Genomic DNA, 13,625 nt, shown 5'->3' with positions numbered 1-13,625 from the left:
TAGCCTTCCCTAATTCTCGCTGGAGCGTTGGAGGAGTGCTGGTAACCATGCGAATCAAAGTCTCTCGAATGAAGGTTGCAGTCACCGCCTTGGCCGCCTCGCTCGCCGTCGCCGGACTTGCCGGCTGCAGCAGCGACAGCGCTGACGCACCCGCGGAGGCGGGAGCAACCGTCTCGACCATGTTCGGCGACGTCGAGGTCCCGGCCAACCCGCAGCGCGTCGTCGCGCTCGGTTGGTCGGACGCCGAGACGGCACTTGCCCTCGGAACACAGCCGGTCGGTGTCGCGGACTGGATGGCGTTCGGTGGCAAGGGCGTCGGACCCTGGATTGCGGACGAGTTCACCACGGACCCGAAGATCCTCGGAACGATGGACTTGAGCGTCGAAGACGTCATCGCGCTCGAACCGGACCTCATTCTGTGGACGCGAAGCGACAACACGCAGGCCACCTACGACAAGCTCAGTGCCATCGCGCCGACGGTCGGGCCGCCTCCAGGTCTCGCCACGGCCTACGGGACGACGGTCGAGCAGCAGACCGAACTCGTCGCGAAGGCTCTCGGCAAGGAAGCAGAAGGAAAGGCGCTACTGTCCGGCCTCAACGCCAAGTTCGACGCTGCAATTGCCGCCAATCCGAGCTTTGCGGGTAAGACAGCGGCCGTCGGCGCCTACAGTTCCGATGGTTACGGCGCGTACGTACCCGGCGACGCACGCGCAGACTTCATGACCCGCCTCGGCTTCACGATCCCGACGGCGATCACCGAAAAAGCCACCGGAAACTTCTACATCCCGGTCGCCAACGAGAACCTGAACCTGTTCGACGCGGATCTCACGGTGCTGTTTCCGATCTTCCTCGACAGCAGTGCGTTTGCGAACGATCCGCTACTGCGCGCAATCCCGTCGGCTCAGGAGGGACATCTGTTGATCCTCGATGACCCGGCACTCGTCAATGCGTTCTCGAGTGGCTCGGTACCGGGGTTGACCTACGCAATCGACAACGCCGTTCCGAAGTTTGCGAGCACGCTCGGCGCCTGATCAGAGCTGTTTCGGGACCTGCCCGTCACTGTGAGCGTGTTCGCAAACAGTGGCGGGCAGTTCTCGTGCGCCGGTACACTGGACAAAGTGAACTTTCAGCTAACGAGCGGCGGCCCAGTGGAGATCGAAGCGACCGCTCCTCGTTTTCCGCGGATGCATGCATACGTGGATATCGCTGTTGTGATCGTGGTGCTGGTGGGAACCAATCTGATCGCGCATTTCACCACCGCCTGGGCAAGCATCGCGACGGTACCCATCTCTGCTCTCGTCCTGTTGGCGCTCACCAAGCGCCGGGGAATGGGTTGGGCGGAATTGGGGCTGTCCCCTCGCGATCTCCGACGGGGTTCGAAGTACGCCCTTGCCGCCGTCGGCCTGGTCCTGACCGTTGTCGCCGTCGGCGCGTTGCTTCCGCTCACACGCCCCTTCTTCATGGCGGATCGCTACGCCACAATTTCCGGCGCGATCGTCGCGTCGATGATCGTGATCCCGCTGCAGACCGTCATTCCCGAAGAGTTGGCTTTCCGTGGCGTCCTGCACGGCACGTTGAACCGGGTCAGTGGATTCCGCGGCGTCGCCGCTGCCGGTTCTCTGATGTTCGGACTGTGGCACATCGCGTCTTCGATGGGTTTGACCAGTGGTAACGAAGGGCTGTCCGGCTTTCTCGGTACCGGAGTCGTCGGCCAGGTCGCCGGCATCCTCGGAGCTGTTCTCGCCACCGCTGCGGCCGGTCTCGTATTCACCTGGCTTCGTCATCGCAGCGGCAGCCTCATTGCGCCGATTGCTCTGCATTGGTCGTTGAACGGTGCAGGTGCGCTGGCTGCGGCTCTTGTTTGGCATGCAACTCTTGCTTGATCCCAATATCTGACAAAAAGGACAGCATTCGCCGCGCGGCGCCGGGTAGTTTTGTGCTTTGCTCAGTAAGTGACGCACCTTCATCGAGGCCATGTCTTCCACATCTCCGGTCGTCCGACGGTAGAGGATGCGGCGCAGTCGCTCGTCTCGATCCCCGACGGCGTCTTGGCGATCGACGATGCCGGAACGATCGTCTACTGCGGAGAATTCGAATCGCTCCCCGGAGACCTCGCGGGCGGCGAAATTCACGACCACCGACCGGGTTTCCTGCTGCCCGGATTCGTCGATGCACACATTCATTTCCCGCAGACCTACGCCGGCGACGCCTACGGCGGCGGCCAACTCCTCGAGTGGCTCGACCTGTGCGTCTTTCCCTCCGAATCGAGATTCGCTGATCCGGAATTCGCCCAGCACGCTGCCGAGGCCTTCTGCGCTCGCCGAATCGCCACGGGAACCACGGCCGCGATGGTGTTCGGATCGGCCTTCCCGCACGCGCAGGACGCCCTGTTCTCGGAAACTCTGGAACGCGGCCTTCGAGTGGTCAGCGGACGCGGGATTCAGACCACCGGCCCGGCCTCCGCCGCTGCACTGATCACCTCGGAAGAGGACGCGATCAGACTCACCCGCGAGGAGATCGACAAGTGGCACGCGGCCGACACCGGCGACGTGAACACTGCGCTCATTCACGTCGCAGTGGTTCCCCGCTTCTCTCTCGCGGTGACAACACGGACGCTGAAGGACTTGGGGGAGTTGTACGACTCCGTCCGTGACCGGGGCGTCTACTTCCACAGTCATCTCAACGAGAACAATCGGCCCGGAACCGGCGAGGTGGCGACCACACTCGCCGAGTACGAGGTCGAGACCTATCTCGACACGTACGACGGCAAGTTCCTCCCCGGCTCACAGGTCGGCGGAAAGAGCTTCCTGGGTCCACGCGCGATACTCGCGCACTCGGTGCACTGCCAGGACTCCGAACTCGCACGAATGGCCGAGACCGGAACCTCGATCGCACATTGCCCTACTTCCCAGCAGTTTCTCGGCTCCGGCACCATGCCGTGGAAACGAACCGTTGCGTCAGGGGTCAACATCGCGATCGGATCGGACTTCGGTGGCGGCGACGAGTGCCTGCTCACCCGAGTCCTCGGCGACGCCTTCAAGGTTCACATCTCCGAAGCCGGCGACGACGGAGTGTCGATGCACCCTGCCGAACTGCTGTTCACCGGAACACTCGCCGGTGCTCGCGCGCTGGACATGGAGAACCGGATCGGCAACTTCGACGAGGGCAAAGAGGCCGACTTCCTGGTGATCGATCCGTCCGGGTGGCCGCCGCTCGCCGGGCTCGTCAACTACGGAACGCGTTCGGATGATCCGATACTCGCCCGCGACCAGACGCTCTTCGGGCTCCTGATGGCGATGCGCGAGCCCGCGATTGCGCACGTGTACGTGCAAGGGCGCCGGATATCGGGCTGACGTGTCCGCAACTGCCATCACCGGGTACCACCGAACGAGTTCGGGATTCCGGGCGTGGGTCGAGCGTGCGGCCGAGACCGCCGGTCGATTCGACGGCTACCTGAGCTGTGGCATCAGTGATCAACCGGAACCGGTGTCGCACGGCGTGTCCGTCACGTTCGACAGTGCCGACGATCTTCATCGTTGGCTGGAGTCGACTGATCGCCGCGATCTCGAAAGATCAGCTGCTGCAACGGGAATTCTGGCGCAGACGAGTGATCTCGTTCTGATCGACGGCGTGCTGCCGCCGCCCGGTATCGGTGTGTACGACCACGCCGTCGTCGTGGGTAAGGAGAACGAGTTTCTGCGAACGCAACGACACCTCATCGATCTCAGTTCGCGATTCTCCGGCTACGAGTCGGTGATGTTGTTGCGGTCGGTCACCGACTCCACCCAGTGGAAGTCCGTCCTTCGGTTTCGGACAGAGCAGCAGTTGGCGGTGTGGATGGCGTCGCCCGAGAGGGCCGCAGCACTACCGAAACTGCGGGCCGAGTTGGCCGAGGACTTCACCGAGACCACGCGGTCGACACCGTTCGGCACCATTCTGCGTACGGAGAACGGGCAGACTCGCGCGACGCCGAATTGGAAGACGGCGATGATCATCCTGCTCGTCCTCTATCCGACGGTGATGACGCTGTCGAGGTTTCTCGGGCCGTTGCTCGACGGGATCGGAGCGCCGCCGTGGCTGTCGATGTGGTTGAGCCAGATAGTCAGCGTCGGCGCCATGACGTGGTTCCTGATGCCGACGGTCACGAGATGGTTCCGTCATTGGCTGGACCCGGTCGACGGCGCCGTTCCCCGCACCAACTGGCGCGGCGTCGCGGCGGTAATTGCGGTGTACGCAGTGACTCTGACGCTCTTTGCGTCGGTGAAGTGGCTGCAGTTCTGGGACTACTTCGACTGAATCCGGCCTCGGCGGAAGTAGGTGAGTGGCCCGAAGAAGTTGACGAAGATGATCGCCGCCCACTTCTTCTTGCTGCCGTTGACCGTATTGGCAGGGCGTCGCGCCAGGTCTGTCCACGCGGCGATCGCCAACAGGGACTGAATCGTTGCGAGCACGGCGACGACGCGGCGTTGCGCGGGTGACAGCTCACTCCAGGACTTCTTCTTTGTGAGGTTCATGAACTCCACTGTGCCCTCGAACGTCCAATCGGTGTCGAGATCCGGTTGTTATCGGTGCCGGGAGTTCCTCAAATCAGTGTGAATAGCGTCACCATGATGACCGATAGGTACGGTCCCGCGGGCCGTCGGGCCGGTCGTTTTCGGCGTAAAGATCTCGCTAACTCGAACTGTGGCTGAATGTTTGCGCCCGCACTAAGCTCGCGTGGCTACATTGCCGCGGGGGATTTGGCCAATCTGCTGGTACGCCCTCTATCGGGAGCAACACCCATCCTGTTAAGTAAGGCTTGCCAATCTTGTGGTCGGCCTACAGGTTTGATGCTGCTCGGTAGCTGCTATCGGGAACGATGTTCGGAATACGTCAATAAATCGTCCTTAGGTGACAGTTTGATCACTGCCGGTGGGTGTTACCTGTGTGTATGTCCGCGCCCCGAAGGGGTCGAAATGTAACGTCCCGGACACATTTGGTGTCGCGGAAGTAACGGAAGGCCTCTACTCTTATCGCCAGCAGCCACTCACGTGGCGGCAATCCTCTGGACCGTATCTTCGACAGGAGCACATCGCATGAGCAGCGCAGAATTCTCGGATGCCTTCACCTTCCTCAACGACTTCTTCAGCAACGCGTCTGATCTCTTCAGCGCTCTGAGCTTCTTCACCTCGCTCAGCTGATAGCTTCCGGCCGCTAGGCCGACTCAGTGGCCCCCGAAGGCGATGCCTTCGGGGGCCACTGTTGTCTGTCAGGCGTCCAATTTGGTGACAATGTGAGCATTGTTGGCCAAGTGCATGGCGGGGTTGATGTGACTGTGGTGGAATGCGAGCGAAAGAAGATAGCTTGCCTGCCCGCCACTTCGAGCGGGACACGCCGATGATCGGAGCTTTGTGCACGTCTCGCGAAGAAACCTCTTCAAGTACGCAGCGGCTGGATCGGCGGCTGCCGGACTCGCTGCATTGAGCGGTACGACGTCGGTGGCCAATGCCGGTTCGCTCGGGACCCTGCTCGATTACGCCGCCGGTGTGCCGTCCGCTCAGGCAATCAAGGCCGCCGGGTATGCGGGCGCCATTCGATACGTCTCGGACAGGCGCCCGGGCGCCGATTGGATGGTCGGCAAGCCCGTACTGGCGCGGGAAACCGACGCGTTGACCGCGGCCGGACTTCAAGTCGTTTCTTGCTATCAATTCGGCAAGGGCGGAACGGCGGACTGGCGCGGGGCCCGCGAAGCGGGCAAGCGTCATGCTGCCCGTGGCCTCGAACTACATGCGGCGGCTGGTGGGCCGTCCGGTCGCCCGATCTACGCGTCGATCGACGACAACCCGACCAGTACTGAAATCACTACGCTGATCGCGCCGTACCTCGAGGGGTGGGCCTCGGTTGTCGGCAACGGAGCGCTCGGCGTCTACGGAAACACTCGCGTGATCGACGCAATGATCAGTGCCGGCGTCGGAACCTGGTTCTGGCAGCACAACTGGGGCTCGCCCGCAGGGTATGTGCACCCGCGGGCAAACCTGCATCAGTTCGAGATCGACAAGCGCAAGGTCGACGGCGTCGGCGTGGATCTGAACTCGATCCTCACTCGGGACTACGGGCAGTGGTCGTTGGCCGGTGCGGTCGGTCCGGCCCAGCCGGTCGGATCCTCGTTGCCGACAGGATCTATCGCACCATAGCGCCGAATTTGGCGAGCCAGGCCTTGGCGTCGTCGGGGAGGGTGCCCGCCGCTTCCGCGGCGAGGCACCATGCTTTTGCCATCGACAGGAAGTTCATCGGGTTGTAGGCGTCTTCCTCGCGAGACCACAGTCCGTTGCCGGCGTAATGCAGGATCGTGATGTTGGCGGCTCCGTGCTTGGATCCGTCACCCGGATCCTCCATCGGGTTGTCGATCTCGCACACGATCCATCCGCGCTGCTCGTCGACCACGAACCAGTTGGCCGGGAATTCGGTCATGCGGTGCCCCGGGAACTCCGTCATCGTGCGAGTGACCCACTTGCGTACGGCCTCTCGGCCATTGAGGGTGCCGAAAGCGTGTTCCACGTAGACGACGTCCTCGGTGAACATGTCCGCGAAGGCGTTCCAATCGCCGGAACGAGTGCACTCGACAACGGTGTTCTGGTAACCCGCGAAGGCGTCTTCGAGTTCGGTGCGTGTCCAGGTCATGAAAGGCTCCTCGGGTAGTCGTCGCCTCAAATTAGAACACGTTGCAGAATTGATTGTCGGCGATTCGATGGAGAAGAGTTCTGCGGTACCGTCGTTGTCGGGTCGGGGACCCGTTATGTGAGAGGGCACCACGTGGATATCATCATCAATTTCATCTACACACTTCTGTCGAAGTTGCAGACGGGCAGCATCGAAGGCTCTTCGGAGAAGTGAGTCCTCCGCCGGGCTGATTCCCTTACGAGACTTTCTGTTTGGGAATCAACCCGGCGAACACCATCGTCACGACGGCGGCGGCGATGGAGATCAGGAACGTGGCACGAAACGCCTCGAACGAGGGGATCACTGCGGTGCCGACGGTGATGGTCATTCCGGCCAGGACGACGCTCACGATCGCGGCAGACGTCGACGTGCCGATCGATCGCATCAGTGAGTTCAGTCCGTTCGCGGCTGCAGATTCCGTGATGGGGACTGCGCCCATGATCAAGGCCGGCATGGCCGAGTACGAGAGCCCGACGCCCGCTCCGATGAACATTCCGGCCACGGCGACCTGCCAGACGCTCGACACCGTGAAATATGCGAAGGCGTAACCCAATCCGATGACGAGGGCGCCGAGCATCAACGTGATTCGCGGGCCGCGCCACGCCGAAATTCGAGCGGAGACGGGCGAGAGCGCCATCATGACGAGTCCGCCGGGGGCCAGTGCGAGCCCCGCTGCAACCATGGACAGTCCGAGTCCGTAACCGGTGGACGTCGGTGCCATGAGCAGTTGGGGGAGCGTCAGGGAATTGCCGTACATGGCAAAACCGACGGCGATCGACGCGAAGTTGGTGAAGAGAACTTGCGGCCGGGCCGATACGCGGAGGTCCACCAGCGGTGCGTTGCGTCGAAGTTCCCACCATCCCCACACCAGGAAGCTGAGCGCGGAAACCGCAAGGAGCCCCAGGGTTTTCGCGTCGCCCCATCCCCAGGTTCCGCCCTTGGTGATGGGGAGTAACAGGGTGATCAGACCAACGGTGAGGCCGAGCGCACCGACGAAGTCGAAACGTCCCGGGCGTCGTACGGTCGATTCGGGAATGACGAACGCAACCAGTGCGATGCAGATCAGCCCGAACGCTGCCGATGTGACGAAGAGGAAGTGCCAGTTGGCATTCTGGGCGATCACCGCGGCGATCGGCAGTCCGATCGCACCGCCGACGCCGAGGGTGGCGCTCATGACCGCCATGGCGCCGGCCACTTTCTTCGGTGGAAGAACGTCACGAATGATGGCTATGCCCAATGGAATTGCCCCGACCGATGCTCCTTGAAGTGCTCGGCCGACAACGAGCATGATCAGTGAAGGTGCGATCGCGCAGATGGCCGAGCCCAGAACGACCATCCCGAGACTGACCAGCAGCATTCGTTTCTTGCCGAACATGTCGCCGAGGCGCCCGCTGATCGGCGTGATCACCGCGGCGGCGAGGAGTGTTGCGGTGACCGCCCACGAGGTGTCGGCGGGAGTGGAGTTCAACAGGTGCGGCAATTGCGGAATGATGGGGACTACCAGCGTCTGCATCAAGGCGACGACGATTCCGCACAGTCCTAGAACGGTGAGCACTGGACCCGAGGATGCGTAGTTCGTGTCGGGGATTTTCTCGTCGACATTGGACGACCCTGCGTGAACGGACATGCGGCTCCCGCCATGGCGTGTTCTGATTGGTGCGTTCGCCCCAGTGTGCACGCTACACATCGTGTGTAGTCTGCACAATATGAGGATGGACCGGGACCCTGATCTGGTGAATATCGAGTACGAGTTGACTCTGCTCTCGCGTTACCACGCGCTCGCACAACGGGCCGAACTTCATCTGGACCGGTCGGCGTATCTACTGCTCGGTCGACTGGAATTGCAACATCCCATGAGCCTCAAGGAGCTCTCCTGCGCTTTCTCGCTCGACATCTCCACCATCAACCGGCAGATCGGCGCGCTGAGGCGTCAGGGCTTGGTGGAGCGAGTGGAGGATCCGGACGGAGGGCTCGCGCGAAAGGTCCGGCCGACGGCGCAGGGGCTGTCGAAACTTCGTGCTGATCGCGAACATTCGACAGCCGGTGTCGAAAAGGTCCTCCGCGAGTGGACGCCGGAGCAGCGTCTCGCGCTCGGTGACCTACTGCGGCAATTCAATACCTCGGTCGAAGCGCTGGAAGGCCGCGAATGGCCGCGACCGAATCAGGTCTGAGAGTGCGAGACGGATCGTAGTGAGCGGTCCGGATCGCTCGAATCCGATTCCGGCGCAATGACAACAAGTTTCGGGTGTTCTTCGGGGGCTGCATGATTTCCACGCCAGGAGAGCAGTGACCAACGTGAGAGACCGGACAGCGCGGACCCGAGACTGGCGAACGAGCCCGAACTCAGGACTGACGCCGTAGACCCGATGCTTCCGATCGAAAGAAAAGAGCCGACGCTACCGATCGACAGGATCGAGTACGCCGATCCGATCGAGAGAATGGACCCCTCGGATCGGATGGACAGTATCGATCGCGTCGACTTGTGTGACCGTATCGACTGGTCTGGGCCGGATTTCTTCTCTGGACGACCGTGCGTGATGTCCACTCGTAGATGTCCCATCTATCGGGTCTATCACGGTGATCGGAGATGCAAAAGGGACCCGCCGAAATTCGGTGGGTCCCTTTCACAAGACTTCGATCAAGCTACCGCGAACATGCCCACGGTCGGAAGGAAGCTGCAGGTGATGCGATCTGCGCCTTCCGGCTGGGTGGTCAGCGAACCGCTGATCACCGAGAGAACGCGTCCGGGGCCGGTATCGGCGATAGCCGACAGAGTGGCTGGGCCGTCCGGGTTGATGCGTGCGGCGTTGGTCAAGTTCTGGGTGGCGCTGCGCTGGTTGTCGATGTTGACCCAGGTGACGGTCATCGGCACCGGCTGGTCGTCGACGGCGGGAGCCGTACCGAGAGCGGTGAAGACGAATCCGGCCTGACCGGCAGCGGGACCGGGAGGAGGCAGGTGAGCCGGGCCGGGAACGGCAAGTGCGGTTCCGACCGAATCGGCGGTGGCCGAGATGCAGCCCTTGCCAAGCGTCGGGTAGAGGAACTGCGCGATGACGGGGGCGTTCTCGTCCGGGATCGCCGGTCCGCCGCCGCCGCTGCCGTCGAGGAAGGTGATGACCTTCTCGAGGGTGGCCTTGATCTCGGGCGGAATGCCGGGGGAGTTCAGGATCGCGCGAGCCTGGTCGAGCAACGCTTGCTGCGGTCCGCCTGCAACATCGGCCGGACCTGCGGCGGCGCCGATGATGGCGGGCGCAAACGATGCGAGGAACTCGATCGGCACACTTTCGGGTGCGGGCGGTGCTGCCGGATCGGCCATTGCCTGTGCCGGCAATGCCAGTCCTGCTACTGCGGCAATAGCGACGGCGGTGAACGCCTTTCGCATACCTCGGGTTCGAAGCACTGTTTCCCCATCCTTAGTCATACCGCGCGGGCGCCTAGGCGAGCTCCGCGTTTGACGGCTCGAGGGGTCACTCTATGTACAGAGCCCCCGGGTTGTACAGCTGTTCAGTTGCTGAGCAGCTACGCACCGGGGGGAGTCTATGGCATGACCGGCCTCGATCGTGATTTACGGCGACCATACCTGTGACTGAAGTGATCTATGTGAAAGTTGATGCAACTGTTACGTCAGATTGCGAGGTTTGTTCACTCGAAGATCAGTCGAAACGGACCGAATCGTCGACGAGTACGTCAATTCGACGGGCAAGGTCGAAGTCCAGTTCCGTGAGACCGCCCGCCGAGTGTGTCGAAAGCGTGTACGTGACCTTTCGCCAGCGAACGTCGATGTCGGGATGATGATCCGCGGCCTCGGCGACTGCCGCGATGCGTTGAAGAAGCGCGATGGCGTCCGGGAATGTCGCGGAGTCGACCGTGCGAGTGATCGACCCTGGCGACAGTTGCCAGGCGGGCAGTTCGTCGAGAGCGTTTTGGATCGCGGAGTCGGACAACAAAGTGGCCATACTCCATCATGGTGCGATGAGTGATGCACCTGCAAGGGATCGGGAAGTTGTCGCCGGTGCGATCTTCCGCGAGGGAAGGCTGCTCCTCGCGCAGCGGACGAGTCCGCCGGCTTTGGCCGGTCGTTGGGAGCTGCCGGGCGGGAAGGTCGAAGAATTCGAATCGCCACAGAACGCGTTGGCGCGGGAGCTGCTCGAGGAACTGGCGGTCGAGGTGAGATGCGGCGCCAGAATCGGTGTCGACGTGCCACTGTCGCCGGGGTTGGTCCTGCGGGCCTACCGGGCGGAGTTGGTGTCGGGAGAACCGGTCGCGCTCGACCATGCTCAATTGACATGGGTCGACGCCGAAGAACTGTTGTCGATGGATCTGGTGGACAACGATCGAGCCTGGATCCCCGAGTTACTCGCGGAATTGAGCGCGCTTACGCCGCACGAGCCTTCTTGAGACCCGCTTTCAGTTCCTTCTTGGATGCGCCCTCGTTCTCGAGCTTCTTCATCCGCATGATGACGACGGGACACTTGATGCACCGCGTCTTCTTGCGGCAGCACTTCTTCTTCGGCTTGAGCTGCGAGACCTTGCTTGCCTTGACTTTTCCCATGTGACGCTGCGGCTTTCCTGTTTCACTACGGCGGAGAGCCCGCTCTTGGAACGAGGTTAGCGTACCCTTAAATGACCTGTTTCTCCAGGTCGTAATCCTACGCGCATCGGCGTGGTGCAGATCACTATTCGCTGGTGGGGGCGGTGATAGAGGCCGCACAATGCAGGAGTATCAGCCCGGAGCGAGTAGTATTTACTAGGCCGCGGTGCCTTCTCAGGCGATTCGTGCCCTGATTCGGATCACACACTCGTGCAGCGGCCACCAGAAGAGCCGTGCGACTTGACTTTCGCGTGGCCGAATCAACTCAGCCAGGAGAGCCATCGCGTGACCATCACCAGCTTCCGTAACGTTGCCATCGTCGCACACGTCGACCACGGCAAGACCACCCTCGTCGACGCCATGCTTCGTCAGTCCGGCGCGTTCGAGGAGCGCGCCGAGCTGGTCGATCGCGTTATGGACTCCGGCGACCTCGAACGCGAGAAGGGCATCACCATTCTCGCGAAGAACACCGCAGTACATAAGGTCAACGAAGACGGTTCCATCACCGTCATCAACGTCATCGACACCCCCGGCCACGCCGACTTCGGTGGCGAGGTCGAGCGCGGCCTGTCCATGGTCGACGGCGTCGTCCTGCTCGTCGATGCTTCCGAGGGACCCCTGCCGCAGACGCGTTTCGTGCTGCGCAAGGCACTCGCCGCTTCGCTGCCCGTCATCCTGGTCGTCAACAAGACGGACCGCCCCGACGCCCGTATCGAAGAGGTTGTCACCGAGGCTCAGGACCTGCTCCTCGACCTCGCATCGGACCTGTCCGACGAGGCCGCCGAAGCCGCTGAGCTCGCACTCGAACTTCCCGTCCTCTACGCGTCCGGTCGCGAAGGCAAGGCATCGACCGTGCAGCCCGAGAACGGCAAGGCTCCCGACGCCGAGGACCTCACCGCACTCTTCCAGGTGCTGATGGAGTACGTCCCCGCGCCGAAGGGCTCGGTCGACGCACCGCTGCAGGCTCACGTCACCAACCTCGACGCATCCGCATTCCTCGGTCGCCTCGCACTCGTTCGCATCCACAACGGCGAGCTGCGCAAGGGCCAGACCGTGTCCTGGTGCCGCGAGGTCGACGGCGAGCCCGTCGTCACGAAGACCAAGATCACCGAACTCCTCACGACCATCGGTGTCGAGCGCGTTCCCGGTGAGGTCGCCGTCGCCGGTGACATCTGCGCCGTCGCAGGATTCCCGGACATCATGATCGGCGACACCCTCGCCGATCTGGAGAACCCGGTCGCACTGCCCCGCATCACCGTCGACCAGCCGGCAATCTCGGTCACGATCGGCACCAACACGTCACCGCTCGTCGGTCGCGTCAAGGGTCACAAGCTGACTGCACGCATGGTCAAGTCCCGCCTGGACCAGGAGCTCGTCGGTAACGTCTCGCTCAAGGTCCTCGACATCGGTCGCCCCGATGCGTGGGAGGTCCAGGGTCGTGGAGAGCTCGCGCTCGCCATCCTCGTCGAACAGATGCGTCGTGAGGGCTTCGAACTCACCGTCGGTAAGCCGCAGGTTGTCACGCAGCTCGTCGACGGCAAGGTTCACGAGCCTTTCGAAGAGCTGACCATCGACAGCCCCGAGGAGTACCTCGGCGCCATCACGCAGCTCCTGGCCAACCGCAAGGGCAAGATGGTCCAGATGTCGAACCACGGCGCAGGCTGGGTTCGCATGGAGTTCATCGTTCCTTCGCGTGGCCTCATCGGCTTCCGCACGGACTTCCTCACGGAAACCCGCGGAACCGGTATCGCCAACGCCGTGTTCGACGGATACGGCCCGTGGGCCGGCGAGATCCGCGCGCGCCACACCGGCTCGCTCGTCTCGGACCGCTCCGGCACGGTGACGCCGTTCGCCATGATCCAGTTGGCCGACCGCGGAACCTTCTTCGTCGAGCCCGGCGCAGACACCTACGAGGGACACGTCGTCGGTATCAACCCGCGTCAGGAAGACCTCGACATCAACGTCACCCGCGAGAAGAAGCTGACCAACATGCGTCAGTCGTCCGCAGACGTGATGGAGACCCTCGCAAAGCCGATCAAGCTCGAACTCGAAGCAGCGATGGAGTTCTGCTCCAGCGACGAGTGCGTCGAGGTCACCCCGGAGGACGTTCGCGTCCGCAAGGTGCACCTCAACGCAACCGAGCGCGCTCGCGAGCGTTCACGTAGTAAGGCACGCGACAAGGCTGCTCTGTAGTCTTTCGTCGGTTACAACCTGACAGGCGGATGTGCCTTTCAGCCGAGTTTTCGGCGGAAAGGTACATTCGCCTTCATGGTTTCCAGGCGAAAGATCTGCCAGGGAATCGAGTGCAAAGGGGCGACGCGGCCCCGTACGGAAG

The 13,625-nt window shown here is 62.4% G+C and carries 15 protein-coding genes; 8 read left to right on the top strand and 7 right to left on the bottom strand.

Translation table 11 applies throughout. From position 1 onward, the window contains the following. Window positions 1-47: 47 nt before the first annotated feature. From GN300_RS01435 to GN300_RS01420, 4 genes are all read left to right on the top strand, one after another. Window positions 48-1,031, top strand: coding sequence for an iron-siderophore ABC transporter substrate-binding protein (locus GN300_RS01435; RefSeq protein WP_058037415.1), 984 nt, complete (start codon window positions 48-50; stop codon window positions 1,029-1,031). A 153-nt stretch (window positions 1,032-1,184) separates the two neighbouring features. Next, on the top strand, window positions 1,185-1,883 hold the full coding sequence (locus tag GN300_RS01430) for a CPBP family intramembrane glutamic endopeptidase (protein WP_051720844.1): 699 nt from the start codon (window positions 1,185-1,187) through the stop codon (window positions 1,881-1,883). 69 nt (window positions 1,884-1,952) lie between these two features. Beyond that, on the top strand, window positions 1,953-3,353 hold the full coding sequence (locus tag GN300_RS01425; protein ID WP_003945240.1) for an amidohydrolase family protein: 1,401 nt from the start codon (window positions 1,953-1,955) through the stop codon (window positions 3,351-3,353). A 1-nt stretch (window position 3,354) separates the two neighbouring features. Beyond that, window positions 3,355-4,296 carry an antibiotic biosynthesis monooxygenase gene (locus tag GN300_RS01420; protein ID WP_007726302.1) on the top strand — a complete coding sequence of 314 codons (942 nt, stop codon included), beginning with the start codon at window positions 3,355-3,357 and terminating at the stop codon, window positions 4,294-4,296. On the opposite strand, the gene GN300_RS01415 is transcribed toward GN300_RS01420, so the two are convergent. Then, window positions 4,284-4,514, bottom strand: coding sequence for a PLD nuclease N-terminal domain-containing protein (locus tag GN300_RS01415; RefSeq protein ID WP_007726301.1), 231 nt, complete (start codon window positions 4,512-4,514; stop codon window positions 4,284-4,286). The two genes, GN300_RS01420 and GN300_RS01415, sit on opposite strands and share 13 nt — an antisense overlap. An 876-nt stretch (window positions 4,515-5,390) precedes the next feature. Between GN300_RS01415 and GN300_RS01410 the strand changes: the two genes are divergently transcribed. Then, window positions 5,391-6,173, top strand: coding sequence for a DUF1906 domain-containing protein (locus GN300_RS01410; RefSeq protein WP_042920828.1), 783 nt, complete (start codon window positions 5,391-5,393; stop codon window positions 6,171-6,173). On the opposite strand, the gene GN300_RS01405 is transcribed toward GN300_RS01410, so the two are convergent. Continuing rightward, window positions 6,160-6,660 carry a nuclear transport factor 2 family protein gene (locus tag GN300_RS01405; protein ID WP_007726289.1) on the bottom strand — a complete coding sequence of 167 codons (501 nt, stop codon included), beginning with the start codon at window positions 6,658-6,660 and terminating at the stop codon, window positions 6,160-6,162. The genes GN300_RS01410 and GN300_RS01405 overlap by 14 nt on opposite strands. 235 nt (window positions 6,661-6,895) lie before the next feature. Then, on the bottom strand, window positions 6,896-8,326 hold the full coding sequence (locus GN300_RS01400; protein WP_063316831.1) for an MFS transporter: 1,431 nt from the start codon (window positions 8,324-8,326) through the stop codon (window positions 6,896-6,898). Window positions 8,327-8,411: 85 nt separating this feature from the next. On the opposite strand from GN300_RS01400, the gene GN300_RS01395 reads away from it, so the two are divergent. Further along, window positions 8,412-8,870, top strand: a complete 459-nt coding sequence (locus GN300_RS01395; RefSeq protein WP_003945257.1) for a MarR family winged helix-turn-helix transcriptional regulator — start codon at window positions 8,412-8,414, stop codon at window positions 8,868-8,870. Here GN300_RS01395 and GN300_RS01390 read toward each other — a convergent pair. The 3 genes from GN300_RS01390 to GN300_RS01380 all read right to left on the bottom strand — a co-directional run bounded on the left by GN300_RS01390 (window position 8,861) and on the right by GN300_RS01380 (window position 10,655). Next, window positions 8,861-9,259 (bottom strand): hypothetical protein, encoded by a 399-nt coding sequence (locus GN300_RS01390; protein ID WP_042448789.1) that lies wholly within the window; start codon window positions 9,257-9,259, stop codon window positions 8,861-8,863. The genes GN300_RS01395 and GN300_RS01390 overlap by 10 nt on opposite strands. A 78-nt stretch (window positions 9,260-9,337) precedes the next feature. Next, window positions 9,338-10,081 (bottom strand): hypothetical protein, encoded by a 744-nt coding sequence (locus tag GN300_RS01385; RefSeq protein ID WP_003945233.1) that lies wholly within the window; start codon window positions 10,079-10,081, stop codon window positions 9,338-9,340. A gap of 271 nt (window positions 10,082-10,352) precedes the next feature. Continuing rightward, window positions 10,353-10,655, bottom strand: coding sequence for a 4a-hydroxytetrahydrobiopterin dehydratase (locus GN300_RS01380; RefSeq protein WP_003945236.1), 303 nt, complete (start codon window positions 10,653-10,655; stop codon window positions 10,353-10,355). A gap of 16 nt (window positions 10,656-10,671) precedes the next feature. Here GN300_RS01380 and GN300_RS01375 point away from each other — a divergent pair, with 16 nt between their 5' ends. After that, window positions 10,672-11,097, top strand: coding sequence for a (deoxy)nucleoside triphosphate pyrophosphohydrolase (locus GN300_RS01375; protein ID WP_007726279.1), 426 nt, complete (start codon window positions 10,672-10,674; stop codon window positions 11,095-11,097). Here the strand turns inward: GN300_RS01375 and GN300_RS01370 are convergent. Further along, window positions 11,075-11,251 carry a hypothetical protein gene (locus GN300_RS01370; protein WP_003945207.1) on the bottom strand — a complete coding sequence of 59 codons (177 nt, stop codon included), beginning with the start codon at window positions 11,249-11,251 and terminating at the stop codon, window positions 11,075-11,077. The genes GN300_RS01375 and GN300_RS01370 overlap by 23 nt on opposite strands. A 324-nt stretch (window positions 11,252-11,575) precedes the next feature. Between GN300_RS01370 and typA the strand changes: the two genes are divergently transcribed. Next, on the top strand, window positions 11,576-13,483 hold the full coding sequence (gene typA / locus GN300_RS01365; RefSeq protein ID WP_007726276.1) for a translational GTPase TypA: 1,908 nt from the start codon (window positions 11,576-11,578) through the stop codon (window positions 13,481-13,483). Window positions 13,484-13,625 lie beyond the last annotated feature (142 nt).

This window comes from Rhodococcus sp. Ni2 (genome assembly GCF_021352185.1).
Taxonomy (GTDB): domain Bacteria; phylum Actinomycetota; class Actinomycetes; order Mycobacteriales; family Mycobacteriaceae; genus Rhodococcus_F; species Rhodococcus_F qingshengii.
This window is presented reverse-complemented; position numbering and strand designations above follow the sequence as displayed.

Coding starts and splice junctions, on each gene's coding strand:
- GN300_RS01435 (WP_058037415.1), top strand. CDS start 48: ATGCGAATCAAAGTCTCTCGAATGAAGGTTGCAGTCACCGCCTTGGCC.
- GN300_RS01430 (WP_051720844.1), top strand. CDS start 1,185: ATGCATGCATACGTGGATATCGCTGTTGTGATCGTGGTGCTGGTGGGA.
- GN300_RS01415 (WP_007726301.1), bottom strand. CDS start 4,514: ATGAACCTCACAAAGAAGAAGTCCTGGAGTGAGCTGTCACCCGCGCAA.
- GN300_RS01405 (WP_007726289.1), bottom strand. CDS start 6,660: ATGACCTGGACACGCACCGAACTCGAAGACGCCTTCGCGGGTTACCAG.
- GN300_RS01400 (WP_063316831.1), bottom strand. CDS start 8,326: ATGTCCGTTCACGCAGGGTCGTCCAATGTCGACGAGAAAATCCCCGAC.
- GN300_RS01395 (WP_003945257.1), top strand. CDS start 8,412: ATGGACCGGGACCCTGATCTGGTGAATATCGAGTACGAGTTGACTCTG.
- GN300_RS01390 (WP_042448789.1), bottom strand. CDS start 9,259: ATGGGACATCTACGAGTGGACATCACGCACGGTCGTCCAGAGAAGAAA.
- GN300_RS01385 (WP_003945233.1), bottom strand. CDS start 10,081: ATGCGAAAGGCGTTCACCGCCGTCGCTATTGCCGCAGTAGCAGGACTG.
- GN300_RS01380 (WP_003945236.1), bottom strand. CDS start 10,655: ATGGCCACTTTGTTGTCCGACTCCGCGATCCAAAACGCTCTCGACGAA.
- GN300_RS01375 (WP_007726279.1), top strand. CDS start 10,672: ATGAGTGATGCACCTGCAAGGGATCGGGAAGTTGTCGCCGGTGCGATC.
- GN300_RS01370 (WP_003945207.1), bottom strand. CDS start 11,251: ATGGGAAAAGTCAAGGCAAGCAAGGTCTCGCAGCTCAAGCCGAAGAAG.